This is a genomic window from Massilia sp. W12 (assembly GCF_037300705.1).
In the GTDB taxonomy this organism is placed as follows: Bacteria; Pseudomonadota; Gammaproteobacteria; order Burkholderiales; family Burkholderiaceae_D; genus JACPVY01.
On the sequence record NZ_CP147776.1, the window covers coordinates 4341142 to 4365937 of the forward strand.

17 protein-coding genes are annotated in these 24796 nt (G+C 57.3%); 1 reads left to right on the plus strand and 16 read right to left on the minus strand.

What is annotated here, in order from left to right; genetic code table 11:
- Nucleotides 1-83: 83 nt before the first annotated feature.
- From V8J88_RS17530 to V8J88_RS17585, 12 genes are all read right to left on the minus strand, one after another.
- A complete protein-coding gene (locus V8J88_RS17530) occupies nucleotides 84-848 on the minus strand; it encodes an Hpt domain-containing protein (protein WP_338845520.1) in 765 nt (254 codons plus the stop codon).
- 13 nt (nucleotides 849-861) lie between these two features.
- On the minus strand, nucleotides 862-1980 hold the full coding sequence (locus tag V8J88_RS17535) for a chemotaxis response regulator protein-glutamate methylesterase (protein WP_338845521.1): 1119 nt from the start codon (nucleotides 1978-1980) through the stop codon (nucleotides 862-864).
- Nucleotides 1981-2050: 70 nt separating this feature from the next.
- Nucleotides 2051-2872 (minus strand): CheR family methyltransferase, encoded by an 822-nt coding sequence (locus V8J88_RS17540; RefSeq protein ID WP_338845522.1) that lies wholly within the window; start codon nucleotides 2870-2872, stop codon nucleotides 2051-2053.
- Between the two features lie 33 nt (nucleotides 2873-2905).
- A complete protein-coding gene (locus tag V8J88_RS17545) occupies nucleotides 2906-3421 on the minus strand; it encodes a chemotaxis protein CheW (RefSeq protein WP_338845523.1) in 516 nt (171 codons plus the stop codon).
- Nucleotides 3422-3438: 17 nt separating this feature from the next.
- Nucleotides 3439-5946, minus strand: a complete 2508-nt coding sequence (locus V8J88_RS17550; RefSeq protein ID WP_338845524.1) for a methyl-accepting chemotaxis protein — start codon at nucleotides 5944-5946, stop codon at nucleotides 3439-3441.
- Nucleotides 5947-6145: 199 nt separating this feature from the next.
- Nucleotides 6146-9079 (minus strand): methyl-accepting chemotaxis protein, encoded by a 2934-nt coding sequence (locus V8J88_RS17555; protein ID WP_338845525.1) that lies wholly within the window; start codon nucleotides 9077-9079, stop codon nucleotides 6146-6148.
- A gap of 33 nt (nucleotides 9080-9112) precedes the next feature.
- On the minus strand, nucleotides 9113-9628 hold the full coding sequence (locus V8J88_RS17560; RefSeq protein ID WP_338845526.1) for a chemotaxis protein CheW: 516 nt from the start codon (nucleotides 9626-9628) through the stop codon (nucleotides 9113-9115).
- A gap of 15 nt (nucleotides 9629-9643) precedes the next feature.
- Entirely contained in the window at nucleotides 9644-12184 is a 2541-nt protein-coding gene (locus V8J88_RS17565) for a methyl-accepting chemotaxis protein (RefSeq protein WP_338845527.1), read from the minus strand.
- 30 nt (nucleotides 12185-12214) lie between these two features.
- Complete coding sequence (locus tag V8J88_RS17570; RefSeq protein ID WP_338845528.1) at nucleotides 12215-14428, minus strand: chemotaxis protein CheA; 2214 nt, start codon at nucleotides 14426-14428, stop codon at nucleotides 12215-12217.
- Nucleotides 14421-14717 carry an STAS domain-containing protein gene (locus V8J88_RS17575; protein WP_338845529.1) on the minus strand — a complete coding sequence of 99 codons (297 nt, stop codon included), beginning with the start codon at nucleotides 14715-14717 and terminating at the stop codon, nucleotides 14421-14423. The genes V8J88_RS17570 and V8J88_RS17575 overlap by 8 nt, the downstream gene beginning before the upstream one ends.
- A gap of 231 nt (nucleotides 14718-14948) precedes the next feature.
- On the minus strand, nucleotides 14949-15326 hold the full coding sequence (locus V8J88_RS17580; protein ID WP_338845530.1) for a response regulator: 378 nt from the start codon (nucleotides 15324-15326) through the stop codon (nucleotides 14949-14951).
- 48 nt (nucleotides 15327-15374) lie between these two features.
- Entirely contained in the window at nucleotides 15375-16535 is a 1161-nt protein-coding gene (locus V8J88_RS17585; protein ID WP_338845531.1) for a methyl-accepting chemotaxis protein, read from the minus strand.
- A 453-nt stretch (nucleotides 16536-16988) separates the two neighbouring features.
- Between V8J88_RS17585 and V8J88_RS17590 the strand changes: the two genes are divergently transcribed.
- Nucleotides 16989-17396, plus strand: a complete 408-nt coding sequence (locus V8J88_RS17590) for a response regulator (protein ID WP_338845532.1) — start codon at nucleotides 16989-16991, stop codon at nucleotides 17394-17396.
- 73 nt (nucleotides 17397-17469) lie between these two features.
- Here V8J88_RS17590 and V8J88_RS17595 read toward each other — a convergent pair whose 3' ends face one another.
- From V8J88_RS17595 to aceF, 4 genes are all read right to left on the minus strand, one after another.
- The gene (locus V8J88_RS17595) at nucleotides 17470-20733 is read right to left on the minus strand and encodes a response regulator (RefSeq protein WP_338845533.1); all 3264 of its coding nucleotides are present in this window, start codon (nucleotides 20731-20733) and stop codon (nucleotides 17470-17472) included.
- A gap of 200 nt (nucleotides 20734-20933) precedes the next feature.
- Nucleotides 20934-22712: a dihydrolipoyl dehydrogenase gene (gene lpdA, locus V8J88_RS17600; RefSeq protein ID WP_338845534.1), complete on the minus strand. Its 1779-nt coding sequence runs from the start codon at nucleotides 22710-22712 to the stop codon at nucleotides 20934-20936.
- A gap of 2 nt (nucleotides 22713-22714) precedes the next feature.
- Complete coding sequence (locus V8J88_RS17605; RefSeq protein WP_338845535.1) at nucleotides 22715-23380, minus strand: MFS transporter; 666 nt, start codon at nucleotides 23378-23380, stop codon at nucleotides 22715-22717.
- Nucleotides 23381-23443: 63 nt separating this feature from the next.
- The gene (gene aceF / locus V8J88_RS17610) at nucleotides 23444-24769 is read right to left on the minus strand and encodes a dihydrolipoyllysine-residue acetyltransferase (protein WP_338845536.1); all 1326 of its coding nucleotides are present in this window, start codon (nucleotides 24767-24769) and stop codon (nucleotides 23444-23446) included.
- Between the last annotated feature and the right edge of the window lie 27 nt (nucleotides 24770-24796).

Consider the following 24796-nt stretch of genomic DNA (forward strand, 5'->3'; position numbering starts at 1 on the left):
GGCGCACAGTAATCAGTGACAGGGATCTGGCGGCAAGCACACACACTCCTTTGGGTGAATGCAAAGCAAGCGCAAAGCGCGCCTTACGCCGCCTCCCATTCGCTGAGAATGGATTTCAACAGAGCATCCAGGCGGGTGCTGAGCTGGTCATCTTTGCACAAGGTATAGTCTGGCTGAATCAGTCCATTTTGCAAAGCGGGATTTGCAGTCATCAGCACCAGTTTGGGCAAACGCAACATATGATTGAGCTTGAGCGCGGCGATCAAGGCGCCGCCGTTAAGCATTCGGACTTCCTGCGCAGTCAGCAGCAAATCAAAGCGCTCGCTCAAGGCCCGCCCCAAGGCTTGATAACCATCGCCTTCGACTGAAATATGGAAATTATTGCGTTGCAAGACCTTGCTCGCGAGCTTGATGACCGTACTCGAATTTTCCACCAGCAAGACATGATAGGCCGCGCTTTGCGCCGGTTTGCGCACCCGCGCCAGCAGCGCATCGACATCGAATGCCATATCAGGCCGCTGCCGCAAACGCTCGGTGACATGGCGCATGATGTCAAGATATTCCAATGAGATATTGGCGAAATCGAGCGCCTGCAAATCCTGGTTTTCACTGGCCAGGCTCAAAAAATCCTCAAACGGGTGACAGATCGCGGTCAACACATGCAAGCCGTAGGTGCCGCCGCTGCCTTTCAGGCTGTGCACCTGACGATACAACTCGTGAAAGGTATCGGCATCAAAACCGCCGCGCTCCAGGCTTAACACCAGGCTTTCCAACTGCTCCAGACGATCCGGCATTTCAGCCAGATAATTGTCGCGCAGCTTTTGCAACATGGCCTGTATCTGATCCATGATGGTCTCTGCCTTATTTACCGAAACGCACGATTTCCGCTGCGATTTGATCCAGCGGCAATTCGACATCCGCTGCGCCGAGTTTGATCGCCTCACGCGGCATGCCAAACACCACGCAACTGGCTTCATCCTGCGCAATCGTGCGCGCGCCAGCCTCATGCATCTCGCGCAAACCGCGCGCGCCATCATCGCCCATGCCGGTCATGATGATGCCCAGCGCATTGCCGGCGGCGCATTGCGCAACCGACTTGAACAAGACATCGACCGAGGGTTTATGCCGGTTCACCGGCGGGCCGTCAATCACATCGACATGATAATACGCGCCGTTTCTGACCAGCCGCATATGCAAGCCGCCCGGCGCCACCAGGGCGCGGCCCGGAATCACACGGTCGCCATGCTTGGCCTCGCGCACCTCGATCTGACACAGGCCATCCAGGCGGGAAGCGAACATAGCGGTGAATTTTTCCGGCATATGCTGCACGATCACAATCCCGGGCGAGACGCGCGGCAAACCGGTCAGCACCACTTCCAGCGCCTGAGTGCCGCCGGTGGAAGTGCCGATGGCGACAATTTTTTCGGTGGTGCGCGAAAGACTGGGATGGCTGTCGGGCGCGCTGTGCGCTGCGGCGGACAAGGCCGCCACCCGGGTTGAGGCTTCCGGCAAGACTTCCGGCAAGCTTGGCGCGCGCATCGCGCGCGGGCGGGTTTGCGCCGCCATTTTGACATTGCGGATTAATTCCTGGCCGGAGGCCGAAATGAAATCTTTTAAACCGATCTTGGGTTTGGTGACATAGCCGACGGCGCCGGCGGCCAGCGCCTGCATGGTGGTTTCCGCGCCTTTTTCAGTCAGGGTCGAACAAATCACCACCGGAGTTGGCCGTTCGGCCATGATCTTGCGCAAAAAAGTGATGCCGTCCATACGCGGCATTTCCACGTCCAGCACAATCACATCCGGCCATTCATGCGCCATTTTTTCCTGCGCCAGAATCGGATCAGCGGCCACCCCGATCACGCGGATTTGCGCATCCTTTTCCAGCACCTGGCCCATCACCTGTCGCACCACCGCCGAATCATCGACGATCAATACACGGATCTGACCACTGGCGCCAGCGCCCTGAGTGGGTGGGCTCATCTTGTTCTCCAATTAAGTCCATGAAGCTGCGGGTCTGAGAAAAATACGATTCTCTGATCCCGACAGACTTCTAGCGACGGCGGTCGCGCCGATAAGCGCCGGGACCGACATTCACCAGACCATCAATCAAACCATTCAATGACTCAGCAAGGCCAATAAATAATACGCCTTCCGGCTTTAAATTGGCCAACAATTGGGCCACCACTTTGCGCTTGGTGTCATTATCAAAATAGATCATGACATTGCGCAGGAAAATGACATCAAACGGCACCAGCTCCGGCAAAGGGTCGATCAGATTGATTTGCGCAAACTCTGCCCGCTCGCGCAAAGGCCGCTCGACCAGAATCTTGCCCTCATATGGCCCGGTGCCATACAGAAAATAACGCTTTAATACTTCAGGCGGAATGCCCTCGGTGCGGTCCTGGCTGTACAAGCCGGCGCGCGCCACATCCAGCACCCGGGTCGAAATATCCGAGCCGCGCACTTCCCATGGAGCGCAGCGGCGTTTATTCGATGCCTCCTGCAAGGTGATGGCGATGGTGTACACCTCTTCACCAGTGGAACAGGCAGCGCTCCAGACACGGAAAGTTTCCTCGTGATGCGCTTTCAAAAACAATTCTTCCAGCATCGCAAAGTGCTTCGCTTCACGGAAGAAATAGGTCTCATTGGTGGTCAGCAGATTAATCGCAATCTGCAATTCCTCTGGAAATTTACCGCTGCTGATGCGCTCAAAGTATTCACCATAGGTGCGCAGTTGCAAGGTCTGCAAGCGTTTGAACAAACGTCCGGTAACCAGGGTTTTTTTGTTCGGCCCGAGTGAAATGCCTGCCAATTTATAGAGCAGTTCGCGGATGGTCCGGTATTCCAGTTCGGTCAGCGCCTCAATTTCCATAGTATCCAGTCAAGCTATGCTAAACGGTCAATTTCAAGCCACCATGGCGCCATCCATTCCGGCCAGCTCCTCCATGGCGAAGGTGCGATTAATATCCAGAATGATGATGAACTGCTGATCCAGCTTGCCTATGCCTTCGATGAAGTCAGCGCGCACGCTGGCGCCGAACATCGGCGCGTCTTCAATATTTTCCGGCCCGATCTCAATCACAGCGGAAACCCCGTCCACCATCACGCCGATATCCATGCGCTCGCCATCGGCCCAGGTTTCAAGAATCACGATGCAACTGCGTTTGCCCACTGCGGCCACGCCACGCCCGAGCCGCACCGACAGATCAATCACCGGCACCACTGAACCGCGCAGATTGATCACGCCCCGGATATAGCTTGGCATCAAGGGCACGGCGGTTAATTGGCCGTACTGAATGATTTCCTTGATTGCCAGAATGCCCACCGCAAACACCTCTTTACCCACCCAGAAACTGAGGTATTGACCGGCGTGCACACTGCCCCCGTCTTCCACATCCTGCCCGGCTGCTGTCACTTTCATCGCGTCTCTCCAGCCTTTTAAAAATGCTGCGACGGCTCAGGCAATGCCAATCTGCGCCCGCCGCTTTGCAGCGCTGCCTTGCCGGACGGCGCTGACAGGGCATGCCATCCTGTTGTGCGCGCCGTCTCATCCCCCAGCGTAAAGAAAGCCATCAGTTGTTGCAAGTTACTGGCTTGCGAACTCATTTCCTCCGCTGTCGCCGCCAATTGCTCAGAAGCCGCCGCGTTTTGCTGCGTACCCTCAGACAGATTTTGCATCGCATGGGTGATTTGATTCAAGCCATTGCTTTGCTCTTCTGAGGCCGCTGAGATTTCATGCACCAGATCGGAAGTTTTGCCGATTGAAGGGGCCATTTGCGCCAACAGACTGCCGGCCTGATCCGAGACTTTGAGCGATTTTTGCGCCAGTTCGCCAATATCGCGCGCCGCCACCTGACTGCGCTCGGCCAACTTGCGCACTTCCGCCGCCACCACCGCAAAGCCCTTGCCGTGCTCGCCGGCGCGTGCGGCTTCAATCGCAGCATTCAAGGCCAGCAAATTGGTCTGGTAGGCGATGTCATCGACAATCCCGATCTTGCCGGCGATCTCATGCATGGCTTTGGCGGTTTGCTGCACCGCATCACCGGTTTGTCTGGCCTGACTCACTGCTGCGCGCGCCATTTCATCGGTGAGTTTGGCGTTATCCGCATTTTGCTGCACCGATTCGCCCATATCGCCAATCGCGCCGAAGGTGCGGTCCACACTGTCGGCCTGGCTGCTGGCGGCGCCGGACAAGTCTTGCGCAGTGGAGGAAAGTTCGCGTGCGGCGTTCGCCAGCGCTTCGCCGGCGTCGCGCACCTGGGTAATCACTTCGCTGAGCTTATCGCCAACCTGATTCACATCGGCCTGCAATTGGCCAAAAATGCCTTGCCGCTCACCATCGATGCGCTGGCTCAAATCGCCGCGTGAGACCGCGCCCAGCACATCCGCCACTTGCTGCAAACCGCTCTCCGCATTTTCCAGCAGCATATTCATGCGTTCAGCCAGCAGCGCGAAAAAGCCTTGCTTGCCATCTTCTTGCAGGCGGGCGGAGAAATCGCCGTGCGCCGCGCTTTGCACCACTTCGGCGATTTCCGCTTCAATCGCCACCTCGCGCGTGCGGTCTTGCCATTCCAGCACCGTGCCCAGATGGCGGCCCTGGAAATGCACCGGGGTGCAGACTAAGCGCAATAAATATGCGCCGAATTGCAATTCCTGCGACTGCGCTGATTGCAGCTGCGCCAGCGCAGCCGGATGCAGATTGGCGCTGAATTCTGCCGCCGCCATACCGAGCAAGGCGGCGGCGTCAAACCTGCCGTTGACCTGGCGAATCTCGCTATGTGCTTCCTGCATCAGTTGTTGCCCGGCTTGATTCACATAGCGCAACACCGCCTGGGCATCGGCGATCATCACCGCCGAGGGCGAGCTGTCCAAGGCCTGACGCACACGCGCATTTTCCAGCGCTTGCGCTGCGGCTTGCTCCAGCTGGCTGCGCACTTGTTCCACGGTATCGGAAATCATGGCTTCCTGCCCCGGCAGGGCCGGCATTTTCTGGCTATAGTCGCCAGCGGCGTAGGCGGAAAAAACTTGCACCAGTTTTTGCTTGGTCTCGATATGGCCTTGCGCCAGCGCATTCATGCTGTCCGCCATTTGGCGCAACTGGCCTTGCATGGCGCTGCCGTCAATTCTGTAATCCGTCATGCCACGGGCATGCTCCTGCCCCATTTCCAGCTGGGCTGCGGCAAATTTTTTGAGCGTGCCGACCATGCCCTCCAGCGCGCGCATCAGTTGCGCGGTTTCATCCCGTCCCTCGCCATCAATATAGCAATCGAGATGGCCTTGCTCGACCTCTTGCGCCACATGCACGGCTTGCTGCAGCGGGCGCACAATGCTGCGGCCAATATAAATCCCGCCGCTCAACAGTAAAATCCCGGCGCCGACGGTGCCCCAGAGAATGAATTGCAGGGCTGCGCCAGTGTCATATTTTTTATTGGTTTCATCGTTGAGCGTATTGATGAAATCGCTCAACTCGCCCATTTCCTTTTCCAGAACTTCAAAGGATTTTTCAAATTCGGGATACCGTTTTTGCGCTTCCGGATAATTGTTCAGACCGAGTTTGGAGAATTCAACCGTTTTTCTGATGTAGTCTTCCATCGCCGGTTTGACCTTGGCCACAGCGACTTGGACTTTGTCATTTAAATGCAGTTTTTCGAGGTCTTCGATAGCGTCGCGAAAAATCTTGGTGTGCTCGGCAGACTCTTTGAGCAACTCTTCTTCTTTATCTTTTTCGCCAGCCGAACCGGCCAGCATGGCGCCCAGCACATCAGCGCGCATGCCGTCATGCATCATGTCGGCGGTCTGTTGGCTCGACAGTGCTTTACTGTTGCGTGCGATTTCCTCTTTCGCTGCGCCCAGTTGCCCGGCGGCCCAATATCCTGTGCCGCCGGCGATTGCGGTAAACAGCAAACCGCTAATGCTCAGCAACAGGAGCCGCACAGATATTTTCATGTTCTTTAGCATATCGCTCTTCCTACAGGCCTCGGTTAATCAATCCGGCGCAGCTCCAGGCATTGCTGGCCGGTGTTCAGGCAGGGGCTGGGCCTGTGCTCCATGACGATTCAGTTTGCCTCAGCGCTGAATTTACCATGCGCCAACATGGTGCGCCTCATTTCACGCGCCGCGACATCAGACTGAATCGCTGTCCAGCTCAAAATTTCTTGAAAAAACTTTCATCCGCCAACGCCGGCATGGCTTGCGCCGGCAGCTTGGGCCGCGCTTGCTTGCGGCCAAGCGCTGGCGCAGGCTTGGGCAGGGCGGCGGCGGCGGCTTGCCCTCCCGTCTGGAAGAAGCTCATCAGTTCCTGTAACTCGCTGGCATGCCCGCTCATTTCCTGTGCCGTCGCCGCCAACTCTTCAGAAGCGCTGGCGTTTTGCTGTGTGGTTTCGGACAAGCGCCCCATGGCCTGCGTCATTTGCTGCAAGCCGCTGCTTTGCTCTTCCGAGGCGGCGGAAATTTCGCGCACCAGATCCGAGGTTTTGCGAATCGCCGGAATCATCTCCCCCAACAGGCGGCCTGCGCCTTGGGACACTTGCACGGAAGCAGCCGCCAATTCGCCGATTTCACGCGCGGCGCCCTGGCTGCGCTCAGCCAATTTGCGCACCTCGCCCGCCACCACGGCAAAGCCTTTGCCATGTTCTCCAGCGCGTGCGGCTTCAATTGCGGCATTCAGCGCCAGTAAATTGGTTTGGTAGGCAATATCATCGACGATGCCGATTTTGGCGGCGATTTTTTGCATCGCATCCACCGTCTGGCGCACCGCTTCGCCCCCTTGGCTGGCTTTTTCCACTGCTTCCAGCGCATGGCTGTCTGTGACGCGCGCATTCTCCGCATTTTGTGAAACAGATGCCGACATTTCCTCAACCGAGGCAGTGGTGCGCACCACGCCATCAGCTTCCTGCCCGGCGGAACTGGAAATGCTGGCGGCAGTGGTGCTGACCTGCCCTGCTGCAGTATTGAGCGACTCTGCGGCAGCGCGCACGCGCGAGATGATGTCATGCAGGCGCTCGCCAGTCATATTCACATCCTGTTTGACGCGGCCAAACGTGCCCTCATAGTCATTACTGATGCGCTGACTCAAATCGCCGCGCGCAATCGCCGCCAGCACGCGCGCCACATCGTTTAAACCCGCATCGGCGGTTTCCATCAGGCGGTTGATATTGGTCGCCAGATTGGCGAAGAACAGATTGCTGTCGCTGAACTGCAGGCGCTGGTTAAAGTCGCCATGCGCCGCGCCTTGCACAATCTCGGTGACTTGACGCTCAATCGCTTTTTCCGCTGTGCGGTCATGCCATTCCACCACCGCGCCCAGGTTTTTCCCATGGCTCATGATTGGCGTCGCCGCCAGTGAGAAGTAGCGCTTGCCTATCGTGATTTCCGCGCGGTGAGTGTGATCCAGTCCGTTCAGTAATTGGCGTTGATGGGACGGCTGTTTGTGGAATTGATCAATATTCGCGCCCAGCACTTTGGCGGCGTCAAAGTTTGGCAATTGCTGCCGGATGTCGTTTTGCGCGTCGCCAAACATTTGCATCACCGCCTGATTGCCATAGCTGATCACGCCATCTGCGTCGGCAATCAAGACACAGGTGGAACAGGCGTCCAGCGCCTGGCGTATGCGCAGATTGATCACTGCTTGCTGCGCCGCATCCTGCAAATTGGCTTGCACCCGGTCTATCGCCTGGCTGATTTGCAATTCCTGTCCCGGCAAACGGATAAACTTGCCGCTGAAATCGCCATCGGCAAAAGCGCTCATGCTTTCGACAATCCGGTGCTTGGTTTGCAAATGCCCTTCCACCAATTGATTGATAGAGTCCGCCATGCGGCGATAGCTGCCGGAAAATTCCGCCAAGGGCATGCGCGCATCGACCTGACCCGCACTGTGCGCTGCCGCCATCTTTTGCTGCTCGTCTTCAAATAATTGCAGCTTGCCAGTCATGGCCTGCAGTGCGGACATCAGTTTGCCGATTTCATTTGAGGCGCGCACTTCAATCCCGGCTTGCAAATCGCCATCCGCGACTTGTTGCGCCACCCGCACGGCAAACAATAAAGGGCGGGTGATCGAGCGCACCACCATCACGGCGAACATGGCGGAGAAAAGAATAATCAAGAAAGCGGCCCCGCCCAACATCCACATGGCGCGCTGTTTCTCTTGCACGCGTTGTTTCAACAGCACATCCAGCTCGGTCAAAATCTGCGTATGCAAGGCGAATTGCAAATCCACCGCCTGCGTCACTTGCTCGAAATAGAGTTGCGGCTTATAGGAAAAATTATGCGCCTCCAGAATTTCACGCCGTGTCAATTCGACCGCCTGAATGGTGGCAGCATGCGCTGCTTTCTGCTTCTCCTTCAATGACTCGCGCAATTGGGCATTGGCGCGGAAAGCATGTTCGAGCGAACTCTCCAAGCTCAAACGGCGGCTCTCAGTCCGGTCTATCATGGCTTCCAGGCGGGTTTTTTGCTGCACCAGCGCCAGGGTTTCTTCCAGCATCCGGCTGCCGGCGCCGCGCATCATGGCCAGACTTTCCATCATCGGCGGCATTTGCGTCATCGCGGCGTCAATCAGGTAATAGGTGTCGGCATCCGGATCCAGCGCCAGCCCGTATTCATCCACTATTTCTGTATTGACTTTTTGCAGTATGGCAATCAGCTGGGTATGTGCGGCAAAGCTGTGATCGGCGTCAATTTTGTTCTCGCTGACTTTGCTTTGCAGGTCTTGCCACTGGCTCTGCGCCTGTTGCATCAGCTTACCCAGCACTTCATCGCCGGAGTCGCCATGCTGCATGGATTTGCTGAAGGCGGCCAGCTTCAAGCCGATATCCTGCGCCAGGGCGCTGCGCTTTTCTTTGACTGCCTGGTTCCCGCTCAAGGTGATGTTCGATAAACCGCGATGCTGTTGCGTCAAGCGCATCAATTCATACAGACGCGGAAAGTAGGGTGTGCCTTTCAACTCGGTCTTGGTGTAATCCACCAGTTTTTGCGCTTCATTCAAATACAGCGTGAGCGGAAACATGGTCATCACCAGCGCCAACACGCCCAACACCGCAAATTTCTGCCACAGCAACATCCGGTTTAATATTGCACGCACGATCTGCCCCCCTGGAGTCTGCGCGATTGCGCTTTAAGCTTCTTGTAATTGCATATTCGCCAGCGCGCTTAACTCTCCGCTGCTGAATATCTTGCTGATGTTGAGAATGATCACAAAACCGCTTTCCAGCTTGCCTATGCCTTCCATGAAGTCGGTCTGCAAACTGCCGCCCAGGGCCGGCGCGGCTTCGATTTGTCTGGCGTCGATATCAATCACCGCCGATACCGCGTCCACCATCACGCCGATATCCACCACCTGCCCGCCAAAGCGGACTTCCAGAATCACCACACAACTGCGCCGGCCTTCCTGACTCAAGCCGCGCCCGAGGCGGTAGGCCAGATCAATCACCGGCACCACCGCGCCGCGCAAATTGATGACGCCGCGCAGCCAGGGCGGCATCAAGGGCACTTCGGTCGGGCTGGCGAACTGCAAAATTTCCTTGATGCATAAAATATTCACGGCAAACGCATCTTTGCCCAGCACAAAGCTGAGATATTGCCGGATCTCTTCAGCATGTGCAGCCGGCTGGCCTTTGGTGGAGACTTTCATCACGCTCTCCAGGCATCAAAAGCGGCGGAACATGGATTCATCCGGCAAGGCCGCCGGCGCCGGGGCCGCGCTGGCGCGCTTGGGTTTGCTGGCGGCTGGCGGCGGCAGGGCGCGCTCTTCTTGCCGTTTTGCGCTGCCGTCAATCTGGAAGAAGCCGACCAGATCCTGCAATTGTTCCGCCTGCCCCGACATTTCTTCTGCGGTGGCCGCCAGCTCTTCCGAGGCCGAGGCGTTTTGCTGGGTGACTTGGTTCAATTGACTCATGGCTTGCGAGATTTGCCCCAAACCCAGCGATTGTTCTTCTGAGGCTGCACTGATTTCCTGCACCAGATCCGAGGTTTTGCGGATCGAGGGAATCATGGCTTGCAGCAGATTGCCGGCCTGGTCAGACACGGTGACGCTGGATGCGGCCAGTTCGCCGATTTCCTTGGCGGCGACCTGGCTGCGCTCGGCCAGTTTGCGCACTTCCGCCGCCACCACGGCAAAGCCTTTGCCGTGTTCACCGGCGCGCGCGGCTTCAATCGCGGCATTCAAGGCCAGCAAATTGGTTTGGTAGGCGATGTCGTCCACAATCCCGATCTTGGCGGCGATTTGTTTCATGGCGTCGGCGGTTTTTTGCACCGCTTCGCCGCCTTGCACTGCTTCTTGTGAAGATTGCGAGGCCATGCCGTCGGTAATCTTGGCGTTTTCACTGTTTTGCGCCACCGAGGCCGACATTTGCTCAACCGAAGCGCTGGTGCGCTCAACGCCGGAGGCTTGCTCTGATGCCGCTTGCGACAGGCTTTGCGCAGTGGCGCTGATCTGACCGGCGGCGCCGCTCAAGGCGTCAGCCGCCTGCCGTACTTCATACATCACCTCTGATAAGCGTTCACTGGTCAGATTGGCGTCGTCTTTCAAAGCGCCGAAGGTGCCGTGATAGTCGCCGTGGATGCGTTGCGACAAGTCGCCAGCGGCCAGCGCAGACAAGACGCGCGCCACATCGTTCAAGCCCTCTTCCGAGACTTGCAGCAATTGGTTCATTGCGCGCGCCATCACGCCGACAAAGCCGCTCTTACCGTTTTCATCAACGCGCTGGGAGAAATCGCCGGCGGCGGCGGCAGTCACCAGATCGGCCAATTCCGTTTCAGCCAGCACTTCGGCGGTGCGGTCGCCCCACTCCACCACGGTGCCGATGCGCTCGCCCTGGGCCGAGGTGATCGGGTTGGCGATCAGGGAGAAAATGCGCGGGCCGACTTTGATTTGCGCGCGGTGCGTGCTGCGCAGACTGCCCAGCAGATTGCGTTGATGGGATGGGTTTTTATGGAATTGGTCAAAACTGGAGCCGATCACCTTGCTCACATCAAAGCCTGGCAATTGGCTGCGGATATCATTTTGGGCAATGCTCAACATGCTGTGCACCGCCGCATTCATATACACGATTTCACCGTCTTTATTGGCGATCATGACATTGGTCGAGCAATTATCGAGCGCCTGCCGGATGCGTGAATTGGTGACGGCGGCGTCAGCCGACCATTGCAGCTGGCTGCGCACCTCATTCACCGCCTTGCTGATCATCGCTTTCTTGCCCGGCAAATCCTGCATCGGTTTGCTGAAATCGCAATTGGCGTAGGCGGTGACATGTTCAACTACCGACATCTTGACGTTGATATGGGCTTGCACCAGATCATTGATGCTGTGCGCCATGGCGGCGAATTCGCCGGCGAAATTGTCAGCTGGAATTTTTTCATCAATCCAGCCTTGCTCATGTTTTTCCGCCATTTTCTTTTGCTCAGCGCGGAAATTCTGGATGCTGGTGATCATGGTTTGCAAGGCGCGCATCAAGGAACCGATTTCATCGCGCGCGCTGGTGTCAAGACTGATGGCGAAGTCGCCTGCCGCCACGCTTTCAGCAGCGTCCACCGCGCGGTCTATCGGGCCGGTGATGGAGCGTGTGATAAAAAAAGCGCAGGCGGTGGCGAATCCGGCAATCGCCAACACCACCATCCAGATGGTGCGCAAACTGCTTTTGTATGCGGCGTCAAGTTGCTCTTTTCGTTGTTTGAGTTTCTTTTCCGCGCCTTCCACCAGCTCTTTGGTATGGGTGTTCAATTTATCCAGCGCCGGGCTGGCTGCGCTGAGCGCGATTTGCACCGCTTTCTCGCGCTCGCCGGCGTCCACTGCATCGATGACTTTTTTGAGTTCTGCGACAAACGCGTCACGCAGCTCTTCCGCTTTTTTCAGCGCGGCTTTTTCCGCCTCGGTTTCAGCGTGCAGATACAACTCTTTTAACGCGTCGTCGACGGTTTTTTTATTCGCTGCGATACGGTCTTTAATCTGTCCCTGCTTGTCTTTTTCAACCGCCAGCAATTCAAACAGGCGGCGGCCATTGGCGCGCACGCCGGCTTCCAATTCCACCATATCGGTTGCGCCATCGGAGATTTCGAGGAGCTTATTGAAGTCCTGATACTCTTCTTGCATGCTGGCCACGGCATACCAGGCCAAACCCACCATTAAGGCGACGATCAGGGCAAAACCACCGATCATCCTCTGGCGTATCGTGAAATTATCCAGTTTCATGAGAAACTCCCCCGCTCCTGTTATTTGCAATTAAACCTGCACACCTGCCATCGCTCTTTGCATCTCATCCTGCTCAGCACGTTCAACCGCCAAGCGGGTCAAGGCCACCACATCCAAAATCAATGCCACTTCGCCGGAACCGAGAACGGTGGAGCCGCTGATGCCGCGCAACTGACGGAACAATTTGCCCAGCGGTTTAATCACGGTCTGGTATTCGCCCAGCAATTGATCAACCACCAGCCCGGCCATCATCTCTCCGTTTCTGACCACCACCACACTGCGCCGCGCCGGGGCCGGCTCCTCCACTTCAAATACGCGGCGCATATCCAGGAAGGGCAGCACTTCGCCGCGCAAATCGAGCACGCCGGTCCAGGTGTTGCCCAGGCCGGCCAATTCGCTTTGTTCGGGGTTGATGCATTCGATCACGGAGTGCAGCGGTATGACATAGGAGTTGCGTCCGACTTTGACCAGGAAGCCATCAATGATGGCCAGGGTCAGCGGCAGCCGGATTTCGATGGTGGAGCCGGCCCCGACTTCAGAGCGCAGCACCACGCTGCCGCGCAGTGCTTCAATGTTTTTCTTCACCACGTCCATGCCGACGCCGCGCCCGGACAGATTGGTGACTTTTTCGGCGGTGGAAAAGCCCGGCTCGAAAATCAAATTCAATTTGTCCGATTCGGACAGGATTTGATTCGGCGCCACCAGGCCGCGTTCTTTGGCCTTGGCTAAAATCTTTTCGCCGTCCAGACCTTTGCCGTCGTCATCGACTTGAATCACGATGTGGCCGGAATCGTGGTGGGCCGAGAGTTTCAAGGTGCCATACGGGGCTTTGCCCAATTCTTTGCGCACTTCCGGCATTTCGATGCCATGGTCCATGGCGTTGCGCACCAGATGCATCAGGGGGTCGCCGATTTTTTCCACCACGGATTTATCCAGCTCGGTTTCAGCGCCTTCAATTTCGAGATGGATTTCTTTGCCCAGCTCTGCAGCGGTGTCGCGCACCACGCGGCGGAAGCGGGCGAAGGTTTCGCCGATCTGCACCATGCGCAAGCCCAGCGTGCCATTGCGGATTTCTTCCACCAGCCCGCTCATTTGCTGGGTGGTCTCAATCATTTGCGGGTCGCGCAGACGTTGCGCCAGCAGATTGGCGCTGGCGCCGCAAATCACCAATTCGCCTACCAGATTGATCAAGTCATCCAGTTTGTCTGCCGGCACCCGCACAAAGCGCGATTCTTCGCTCTTGCTTTCTTTGGGCCGGCCCTGCTTTTGCAAGGCAGCGTCGAGCACTTCTGGATGGACTTTCTTTTGCTCGACCAGAATTTCGCCCAGGGATTTGGCGCCGCGCCTGTCGTTTTCCGCTTGCTGTCCCTGTTGCGCCAGAGCGGCCTCAAGCGCACTCTTGGAGAGCGCGCCGCATTCGACCAGCAATTCGCCCAAATGCGCCTCATCCGGCAATTCGCGCAGCAGGGCGATGAAGTCGGAAGCGCGCCGGTTGGGCGGAAAAATATGCAGGATGCAGTCTTCGCGCAGAAATTCAAACGCACCGTCGATATCGGCTTTCGGCGCTTCTGTCAGCAGGCGCACTTCAAAGCCGAGATAGCAGGATTCGGCGTCAAGCGCATCAAGACCTGGCAGGTTTTGATCCACCATGATCACGGTTTTCAATTCGCCCAGCGTGCTCAAATAGGCGATCACGGAGAGCGGGTCAAAGCCGTTGCGGAAGGTGTTTTCGCCAAAGCGCATCGAGATGTGCCAAACGCCTGCGGCAGCGGCGCCGCCGCGCTGCGCTGCGCCCTCGTCAGCTTGCTGGGTGACCGCCATTTCGACTTTTTTGCCAAGGTAGCGTCCCAGTTTTTCGAGCGCGACATTGGCCAGGTTATCCACTTGCGCCAGATCTGCCGGGTCGCTGGTCTTGCTTTCCGCTTCACTCAGCAAGGCGGCGATCACATCGCTTGATTTGAGCAGGACATCGCTCATATCAATATCAATCATCAATTCGCCATTGCGCACTTTGTCGAGCACGCTTTCGACCTGATGCGTAAAAGCCACTACGCGATCCAGTCCGAACAAGCCTGCGGAACCTTTGATAGTGTGGGCGGCGCGGAACAGGGCGTTAATGTTTTCCCGGTCGCTCGGATCACTTTCCAGGGCCAGCAAAGTGTCTTCGATCTGGGTCAACATATCACGCGATTCGGCGTAAAACGTCGCCAGCGCGTCATCGTACAAACCCTCGTTATTACTCATTGCCTGCTCCCGTGACCACAAAGCGGTTGCTCACGCCATACAACTCCAGCATGTCGAGCAGCGTTTGCTGCAAGCCGCGCAAGTACACCGCGACGCCGAATTCGGACGCGCTTTTGGCCAAGGCCAAGAGTAATTGCATGCCTGCCCCATCGCACTCTGTCACCGCGCTCATATCCAGCTCCAGGGGTTTGCCATCGTTGCGCGACTCTTGCAATACCTGCAATAAGAGCGGCTTGAGTTCCGCCGCCTGATAAATCGTAAAGTCGCCTTCCAGACTCAACACAGCCATGATCTCTCCTGCTGACAAAAGAATGCGCCATTCCACCTGCTGCGGGTAGCGCTTACTTTTTACTGATTCGGGCAAGTCTGACGGATTCTGAGGCAAGGCTTGCGCCGCACAATCAGCCGCGCTGCAGCATGATTGCTGCAATCACAATACGCGGCCGGAGTGCTGCTGTTTTGCACTCCTTACATTTTGCGGCGTTCAGAGTCGGGGAACGCTGCGGGCGCCAGGCAAAAATCAGGGAAGAATCAATTTTTGCACGGCATTCAACATCTGGGTCGGGTTAAATGGTTTGACAATCCAGGCTTTGGCCCCGGCTTTGCGCCCCATGTCCTTCACCTCATCCTGCCCTTCTGTGGTGAGCATGATCACCGGCACGAATTTATAAGCGGGATCTTTTTTCACCTCGGTGACAAATTCAATCCCGTTCATATTCGGCATATTTACGTCACTGATGATCAAGTTGACTTTTTTGCCGCCCAAGCCTGCAAGTTTGCTCAGCGCATCGCGGCCGTCTGCGGCTTGAATCACCTCGTATCCCGCGCCGGTGAGCGCGATATCAACCACCCGCCGCAAGCTGGAAGAGTCATCAACGATCAGAATAGTCTTGGCCATTTTGTTTCACCTCTGGTTTTACACGTATGCGGCATGCCGCCGCCTGCTTCAAAAGAATGTCACTTCTGTTTCGGGTTGTGCGGCAGCCGAACTCTTGCGTGAGCCGGGTTCCGCAAAGTGGTTTTCACGTTCGTCATCCATGGTGTAATGCTGTCCCAAATGATGCAACCATTCTTCGGGCGTGGCAGAGAAAGCTTCACCGCCGCCGACGGATTCCAGCAAACGGTTCATATCGCCATCAATCACTTCCAGAATTTGCGAAACGCGATCCTGATATTGCAATGTCACCAGCAGATTTTCAACGTCGCGCCGGATCACCACGCCCTGTTCGCGCATGCGCTCAGCGGAAGCGCCCAGGTTGCGCACATGCATTAACACATCCTGCACCACATCGCCGGAAGCAACGATGGCGCGCTTATCCTGCTCGGCGGCGCGGGCGGCGGCGTTGAGTGTGACATCCATCATTTCTGAGATTTGCACCACGCGCTCGGCGATGCGTTTGCCGGTTTCGGCGGAGAGTTGGGACAGTTTGCGGACTTCGCCGGCGACCACGGCAAAGCCGCGCCCGGCGCTGCCGGCGCGCGCCGCTTCAATCGCGGCATTGATGGCCAGCAAATTGGTATGGGCGGCGATCAAGGTGACTTCGCCGGCCATTTCTTTTAAATCCAGGGTGACATTGGAGAGATTGCGCACCGATGAGAGCAATTCATCTTTGCTGTTGATGACTTTTTCCAGCACATGCACCACCGGCCCCAATTCACGTTCGGCCAGCGTGAGCAGGCTGATGGTCATGTCTTCGTGGCCGGCGTCTTCACGCCCGGACACGCCGCCAAAGCCGGCCATATCAAATTGCCTGACCATGGAAGAAAAGCTGGTGATTAATTGACTGACCGAGCCTTCGGTCTGGCTTTTCACGGAATCGAGATGGCGCAGCCAGACCGGCAGCACGGCTTGCAGCAAGGGCGCGAGCGCATCTTCGCTGTGCACGCTCTGCTGCGTCTCCTGTTTTTCCTCTTCGACCCGGGTCAGCTCTCTGCCGCCAAGCCATGCGGCGACAAAGGCCAGCGTCGTCGCCATCAGCCAGGCGCTGATGGTCCACCCGTTTACCACCGTAAAGAGGGGCAATGCAGCACATAGGGCAATCGCTGCAGCCAGCCCGTAGCGCTGGATGAGGAAGGCCTGCCGCCTTGATTCATGCACGGTACTCATCAACGGACTATCCCCAAAAAAGTGGAAACCGGTAAAAGCAGCCAGACAACAAGAATCCTGTGCGCAAGCAGAGCTGCCTCCCCTTGCCACACTGCCTTGCACGTCCTCAACAGGGATAGGGGGCAAGTGCAACACTGCTTCCTGGTCTTACTGCGATCCGGGTGCGCACTGATTTTTTGACGCACGTCGCAACAAGCCTTGCAGCTAATATAGCACTGGCATTGCAAAGTGTGGTCTTGAATGCTTATTTTTTTGCCTGCTGTGGGTACAGACAAACACTTTCTGTGTCTGCGCGCGAAATTCATTATCAGCTGTACAAGATTTGTCTTGCGCTTCCGGCGCGCGTTTAAAGTTTTGTGCCAAAGGTGAAAAATGGGGGTATCATGATTTATAGCGACCGCTTGCGGAATGCCTCCCGCTGGCCGGAACAAACATCCATAACAGGTGACTCATATGAGCGGAAATAAACCGATCCGGGTGTTGATCGTTGACGATAACGAATTGACCCGCTCGCTGCTGGGCGTGATTATGCGCAGCGGCGATTATCAAGTGGTAGGCGAAGCGACCACTGCCAAAGAAGGACTGGAGATGGCGCGCAAGCTGCATCCTGATGTGGTGTTGTTAGACCACAATATGCCGAATGGCTATGGGGTGGATATCGTGGCCCCTTTGCGCACTTCGCTGCCGAATGCCGTGATTTTGATGGTGACGACGCAAAACGAAAAGAAAATGATTGATCTCGCTTTGGAACGCGGGGCCAATGGTTTTGTGGTCAAACCATTCAACACCGCCTCAGTATTGGAAACCATGAGATCCTCTACCGGCAAGTTTGTGATTGCCGCAGCTGCCCGTCTGATCTGACCAACAGCACATTGCGGCCAAGCCCCCGCCGCGACCTTCCACTTTAATCCAACACATCAAGCAATTTGATGCTTTATGCAATTTGCTTGCGCACTAATTCCATCACCCGTTTATGCGCCAGCAGCAGTAGCGCCAGCACCGCTTTGCATTGTTCGCTGTCGGCTTCCTGCGCCGCCTGATTCATAGAGCGGGACAGGGTTTCAAGTTGTTCGGCGCCAACATTGGAGGCGGCCCCGGTCATTTCATGCGCCAATTTTTCGATCTGCTGTAAATCCATGGTGCTCAGGGCGGCTTTGATTTTATCCATCAAGGCGCTGCTGTTGCGCTGGAATTCCTGCAGCAATTCACGCTCGGCCTGTTTTTCGTCATCGCAGATTTCCTGCAGCCGCCCCAGATTCAAGACTTGATCTTGCCGCATGCGCGGGGCCGGGTGGGTATGCGCGCTCGCCGCTTCTTCCCTGACCTCGGCCCGGACTTCTTCGACGGCCTTGGGATTGGAAAGCCAGCGCGCCAGCGTCATTTCCATCACGACCGGATCGATCGGTTTGGGCAGGTAGTCATCCATGCCGCAGGCCAGGCAGCGCTCGCGGTCGCCTTGAATCACATTCGCTGTCATCGCCACCACAATGTGATGCCGCTCGGTGCCCTGCTCGCTGGCGCGCAACAGGGTGGTGGCTTCAAAGCCATCCATCACCGGCATCTGGCAATCCATCAGCACCAGGGCATATTTCTTTACTGTCAGCATTTCCAACGCTTCGCGGCCATTGCCGGCGACATCGCAGCGATAACCGAATTTGGAAAGCAAGGCCGCACCCAGTTTCTGATTCACGGTATTGTCATCCACCAGCAGAATCAGGGGACGCTCCTGGGTTGCCGCGCCGCTTTTCAGCACCACAGGCGGAGGCGCCGGCAGCGGGACCGGCGCGGGCGCGCTCAATTGGGCTGGAGGACTGCTCTTGGGCGGGTTGAGTTGCTGCACAATGGTTTCAAACAATTGCCCCTGGCGCAAAGGCAATTGGACTTTGGCGGGCGGCGCGTGCATATCGTCGGCGCTTTGCGCATCGCCGCCATCGAGCACCAGCAAAGCCATTTTCGGCGCGACGGCGCGCAAGGCGCCAACCAGGGCGCGCAATTTCATATCCGGGGTGTGGCTGGATAAAATCGCCAGCTCGTAATTGTTTTCGCTTTGCAAAACTTGCAGCGCTTCGATGCCGGACCGCGCCAAGGCGACAGTCATTTCCCAGGATTGCAAAATCTGCAGCAGATTCATGCGTTCCTGTTCATTGCCATCGACCAATAAGATGCGGCGTTGCGCCAGTTGGCGCGTATCCAGGCCGCCATCCTGCTTGCCGGGCAACATCGCCAGCTCAAACCAGAATAAGGAGCCGGCCCCTTCTTTGCTTTCGACGCCGATCATGCCGCCCATCAATTCGACCAGCCGCTTGCAAATCGACAGGCCCAGCCCGGTGCCGCCGTATTTGCGGCTGAAACTGCCGTCGGCCTGGGTGAAGGGACGGAATAAGCGCGCCAGCACTTCGTCTGACATGCCGATGCCGCTGTCTTTGACTTCAAAACGGAGCAAAAAGCGCTCCTGTTTCTTTTTCAGCAGCCGCACGCTGACGCGGATTTCACCGGCTTTGGTGAATTTGACGGCGTTGCCGATCAAATTGATCATGATCTGGCGCAAACGCCCGGGGTCGCCCATCAAATGCGCAGGAATTTCGGGATCGAGCTGCATTTCCAGGCGCAAGTCTTTTTCGCGCGCCCTGGCGGCCAGGATTTCCATGCTGGATTCAATCACTTTCGGCAATGACATATCGATTTCTTCGATATCCAGTTTGCCGGCTTCGATTTTGGAAAAATCCAGTATGTCGTTGACGATGGTCATCAAGGAGCGGGCGCAATCGCGGATGATTTGCGCATATTCGCGCTGCCCGCTTTCGAGCTGGGTGTCGAGCAATAAATCTGTCATGCCGATCACCCCGTTCATCGGGGTGCGGATTTCATGACTCATATTCGACAGGAATTCTGATTTGGCGCGGTTGGCCGCTTCCGCCGCTTCTTTGGCGTCGCGCAGGTCGGTAATATCGTAAAACCAGCCCATCAGCGCGGTCTGGCCTTCGTATTCAATTTTGGAGTATGACGCAAGCACCCAGAACGGTTTGCCTTCCAGGGTGGTCATGCACAGTTCGCGATTTTGCACTTTGCCATGCAACTCGATTTCGCGCATGGCTTGCTCATAGTCGGCCAGATTGCGGTAAAAGCAGGCCACATCAGCTTGCAATACCTGTTCCATCGTGCCTTGGAACATATCCAGAAAACATTGGTTGACGAACACCCGCCGACCATCGTGTAAATGTTTGATGGCGACGGCGATCGGGCTGATTTCGAGCAAATGCCGCATGCGCTGCTCGGATTTGAGCACGGTTTCCTGGGCTTTTTTACGCTCGGTGATGTCGGTGTGAATCGCCACGTATTGATAGGGCTGGCGGCTGGCGTCGAGGAAGGGCACGATGGTGGTGTCCATCCAATATTCGCTGCCGTCTTTGGCGCAGTTGCAGATCTCGCCTTGCCAGACCTGCCCACGGGCGATGGTTTGCCACAGCTTGGCGTAAAACTCAGGGGTTTGCCGGCCTGATTTCAGAATTCTGTGATTTTTGCCCTGCAGTTCCTCGTGGCTGTATTGCGACACTGCGCAAAACTTATCATTGGCGTAGATGATGTCGCCATACTGATCGGTAATCGCCACACTTGAGTGCTGATCCAAAGCCAGGGTCAGATTGCTGACTTTGCTTTGCGATTCCGATAGCGCAACCTGACTGTGCACCATCTGCACCAGATTTTCATAGGCGCGCAAAGAGGCAATCACTACGGTAAACAGTTTTTGTTTGGTGAGTTCTGTCTTGGCTTTGTAGTCGTTGATGTCGTAATCGACGATCACGCGTTGTTCCGGAGCCTGGCCCGGCTGGCCGGTGCGCAAGACCACGCGCACTAAGTGGTTATCCAATTCTTCGCGGATCTGGCGCGCCAGCACCAGGCCGGCGTCATCGGTTTCCATCACCACGTCGAGCAAGACCAGGGCGATATCGGGGGTTTCGCGCAAGACTTCGAGCGCCTGGCGCCGGCTGTAGGCGCTCAATAGCTGCAGACGGCGGCCTTTGAAGCTGACATTATCCAGCGCAAAGCCGGTCATCAAGTGCACATCCGGTTCGTCATCGACAATCAGAATGCGCCAAGGCGGCAAGTCTGAACCCGGCGCCTGGCCCGGGCCTTCGGCATCATCGTCGATCAGCCACTCTTCTTCAGTGGCGGCATCGCTGGATGCGATTAAATCCATACTTGCTCCTTTGACTTGGCGCTTGAAAGCGCCCCCCATTGCTGTGTCCTGCCAAACGAAAGCATGTTGCATATCACGCCATCATAACCGAAGCGCGGCGCAAGTGCGCACAGTTGATGCGCGCCGCCAACGTTTGGATCAATGGCGGCAGTCGTAAAAAAACCGCCATCGCTGGCGGTTTCTTCAGCTTGCGGACAAGCTTAACGCTTGCGCGCCGGCGGTAAGTCGGTGCAGACGCCTTCAAACACTTCCGCCGCCATGCCGATCGACTCGCCCAGGGTCGGATGCGGGTGGATGGTTTTGCCGATGTCCACCGCGTCCGCGCCCATTTCAATCGCCAGCGCGATTTCGCCAATCATGTCGCCGGCGTGTGTGCCGACGATGCCGCCGCCGACGATGCGGTGGGTTTCGGCGTCAAACAAGAGCTTGGTGAAGCCTTCTTCGCGCCCATTGGCCACTGCGCGCCCGGAGGCGGCCCAGGGGAATAAGCCTTTTTCGACTTTGATCCCCTTGGCTTTGGCCTCGTCTTCGGTCAGGCCAACCCAGGCCACTTCCGGATCCGTATAGGCCACGGATGGAATCACGCGGGCATCAAAAAATGCTTTGTGACCGGCGGCGGCTTCGGCGGCGACATGCGCTTCATGCACCGCTTTATGCGCCAACATCGGTTGGCCGACAATGTCGCCGATGGCGAAAATATGCGGCTGGTTGGTGCGCATTTGCTGATCCACCGGAATGAAGCCGCGCTCGCTCACCGCCACGCCGGCGGCTTCGGCGGCCAGCTTTTTGCCGTTGGGGCTGCGTCCGACCGCCACCAGCACCATGTCGTAGAGCTGAGGTTCGGGTGCGCTGCCGCCTTCCACGCCGGGCGCGAAGCTGACTTTAACGCCTTCCGGCAAGGCTTCCACCGCCACGGTTTTGGTCTTGAGCCAGATATTGTCGAAACGCTTTTCATTGAATTTTTGCCACACCCGCACCAGGTCGCGGTCAGCGCCTTGCATTAAACCGTCCATCATTTCCACCACGTCGATGCGCGCACCCAGGGTGGAATAAACGGTGGCCATTTCCAGGCCGATGATGCCGCCGCCGATCACCAGCATACGTTTCGGGGTGAAGCGCAGTTCGAGCGCGCCGGTGGAATCGACGATGCGCGGATCTTCCGGCACAAAGGGCAGTTTCACCACGGAGGAGCCGGCGGCGATGATGGCTTGTTTGAATTGAATCACTTGTTGCGCACCATCCGCCGCCGTGACTTGCAGTTGGTGGCTGCCGACAAACTGGCCGACGCCGCGCACCACATTCACTTTGCGCGCGCGCGCCATGCCGGCTAAGCCGCCGGTCATTTTGACTATGACTTTTTCTTTCCAGCCGCGCAAGCCGTCCAGATCAATTTCCGGTTTGCCAAAGCGGATGCCATGCGCCGCCATGGCCTGAGTTTCGTCGATCACCGCCGCCACATGCAGCAGGGCTTTAGAGGGAATGCAGCCGACGTTTAAACATACGCCGCCGAGTGTGCCGTAACGCTCGACCAGCACGGTTTGCATGCCCAGATCAGCCGCGCGGAAGGCGGCGGAATAGCCGCCGGGGCCGCCGCCCAAGACCAGCATGTCGCATTCGAGATCAATTTTGCCGCTGTAATTGCCGGCGGCGGGCGCAACGGCAGGGGCGGGGGTGGGCGCCGGAGCCGGAGCGGAGGCCGGAGCTGGCGCCGGCGCGGCTGCCGGCGCGGACGCGGCTGCGCCCTGCTCTTCCAGCAACAGCAGCAGACTGCCTTGCGATACTTTGTCGCCCAGCTTGACCTTGACTTCGCGCACCACGCCAGCGTGCGAAGAAGGAATTTCCATACTGGCTTTATCCGATTCGACGGTGATCAGCGATTGTTCCTGGCGGATCACATCGCCGGCTTTGACCATCACCTCGATCACTTCCACGCCTTTGAAATCGCCGATATCCGGCGTCAAGACTTCGATTATGCTCATCTTTACTCTTCTTTCGCTTCAGAAGCCGCGCCGGTTTCCGGCGCGGGTGGTGGATTGTTTGTCTGCGGCGCGGGCGGCGGGGCCGGTCGCCAATCGGGATTCCAGGGCAGCACATGGATGCGGCAGGGGCCGCCGCTGCTTTTATCGAATTCCGCACCTGCGGCGACGCCGATTTCGGCGATTTCGCGCGCGCTCAGATCGCGTTCATACACGGCATACATCGCGCCCAGGGCAAAGTTGCGGCCTGAGCCTATGCCCCAGAAGCGGTCAAAGGAAAACACTTCGCGGTAGGAATACACGCCGAAAATGCCGCCCGGGCTGGCGATCACAGCGGTGATTTGCGATGACTCATAAGGATCATCTTCTTCCTCCTTGGTATTGAGGAAAAATTTATCCTTGAGCAATTCATGCGCCTGTGAAAAGGTGTTGAACACGCTGTCGCGGTCGTACAACTGGCATTTGCCTTCAGCTTCCATCTGACGCAACAGTTTTTTCATCACCGGAAAATGCGCCGCCGAGCCGGACAGGCCGACAAATGCCTGACCGACCGGGAAAATTTTTTCATTTTCCTCGTAGCGGTGCGACAAGCGGGTATCGCCAAATGTCACCAGACTGTCTGACGCAATGGCGATTTCATTATTTTTTCTGACAACGACGCAAGTAGTCATGCAAACCTCATTCTGTTGACGCCCGCCGCCAGCGGGCGGGCTGATGCGTCAGCTTACCTCAACTCAGAGCAAGGTTCGGCGCATGTCCGCCAGCACTTCGGCCAGATACACGGCAAACCGTGCGCCCATCGCGCCGTCGATCACGCGGTGATCATAGGAGAGCGAGAGCGGCAGCATTAAGCGCGGCGCGAATTGCTTGCCGTCCCACACCGGTTTCATGGCAGAGCGCGAGAGGCCGAGAATCGCCACTTCCGGCGCATTCACGATAGGCGTGAAGGCGGTGCCGCCGATGCCGCCGAGCGAGGAAATAGTGAAGCTGGCGCCTTGCATATCGCCCGGTTTGAGTTTGCCATCGCGCGCGGCGGCGGACAGCTCCGCCATTTCCTGAGCGATTTGCAGCAAGCCTTTTTGATCTGCTTGCTTGATCACCGGCACCACCAGGCCTTGCGGGGTATCGGCGGCAAAGCCGATGTTGTAATAGCGCTTGAGGATTAAGTTTTCACCTTTTTCATCCAGCGAGGCATTGAAGGCCGGATATTTTTTGAGCGCCGCCACGCTGGCTTTGATGACAAAAGCCAGCATGGTCAGTTTCACGCCGGCCTTGGCCATGGCGGCGTTGGTTTGCTGACGGAATTCTTCCAGCTCGGTGATATCAGCGTCTTCAAATTGGGTGACATGCGGGATCATCACCCAGTTGCGATGCAGATTCGGGCCTGAAATTTTCTTGATGCGGGTCAAGGCTTGCAGCTCGGTTTCGCCGAATTTGGAGAAATCCAGCGATGGCCAGGCCAGCACTTGCAAGCCGGGGCCGCCGGCGCCGGCCACTGCCGCCGGCGCGGCCACGCCGCCAGCCAGTGCGCGTTTGACAAAGCCTTGCACGTCTTCCAGCACGATGCGGCCTTTCGGGCCGCTGCCTGCCACCAGGCGCAAGTCAACGCCCAGTTCACGCGCAAATTTGCGCACCGAAGGCGAGGCGTGCGGCAATTTGCCTGCGCTGCCGGCTTCCGCCTGCGCCACAGCTGGCGCGACAGCCGGCGCTGGCGCCGGGACAGGCGCCGGCGCGGGTGCTGCGGCCTGCGGGGCCGCCGGGGCCGGGGCTGGCGCTGCAGCAGCGGCCGGCGCAGACGCGGCGGCGGGGGCCGTCGCTGCGCCTTGCGCTTCCAGGCGCAGCAAGAGGCTGCCTTCGGATACTTTATCGCCCAGTTTGACCAGCACTTCGAGCACCTTGCCCGCATGCGAAGACGGGATTTCCATACTGGCCTTGTCCGATTCCACCGTCAGCAGCGATTGGTCCACCGCAATGGTATCGCCGGCTTTGACCATCACTTCGATCACTTCCACACTCTTGAAGTCGCCGATGTCCGGGACTTTCACTTCGACCATACTCATGTTGACTCCATATTCTGCGCGCGGCTG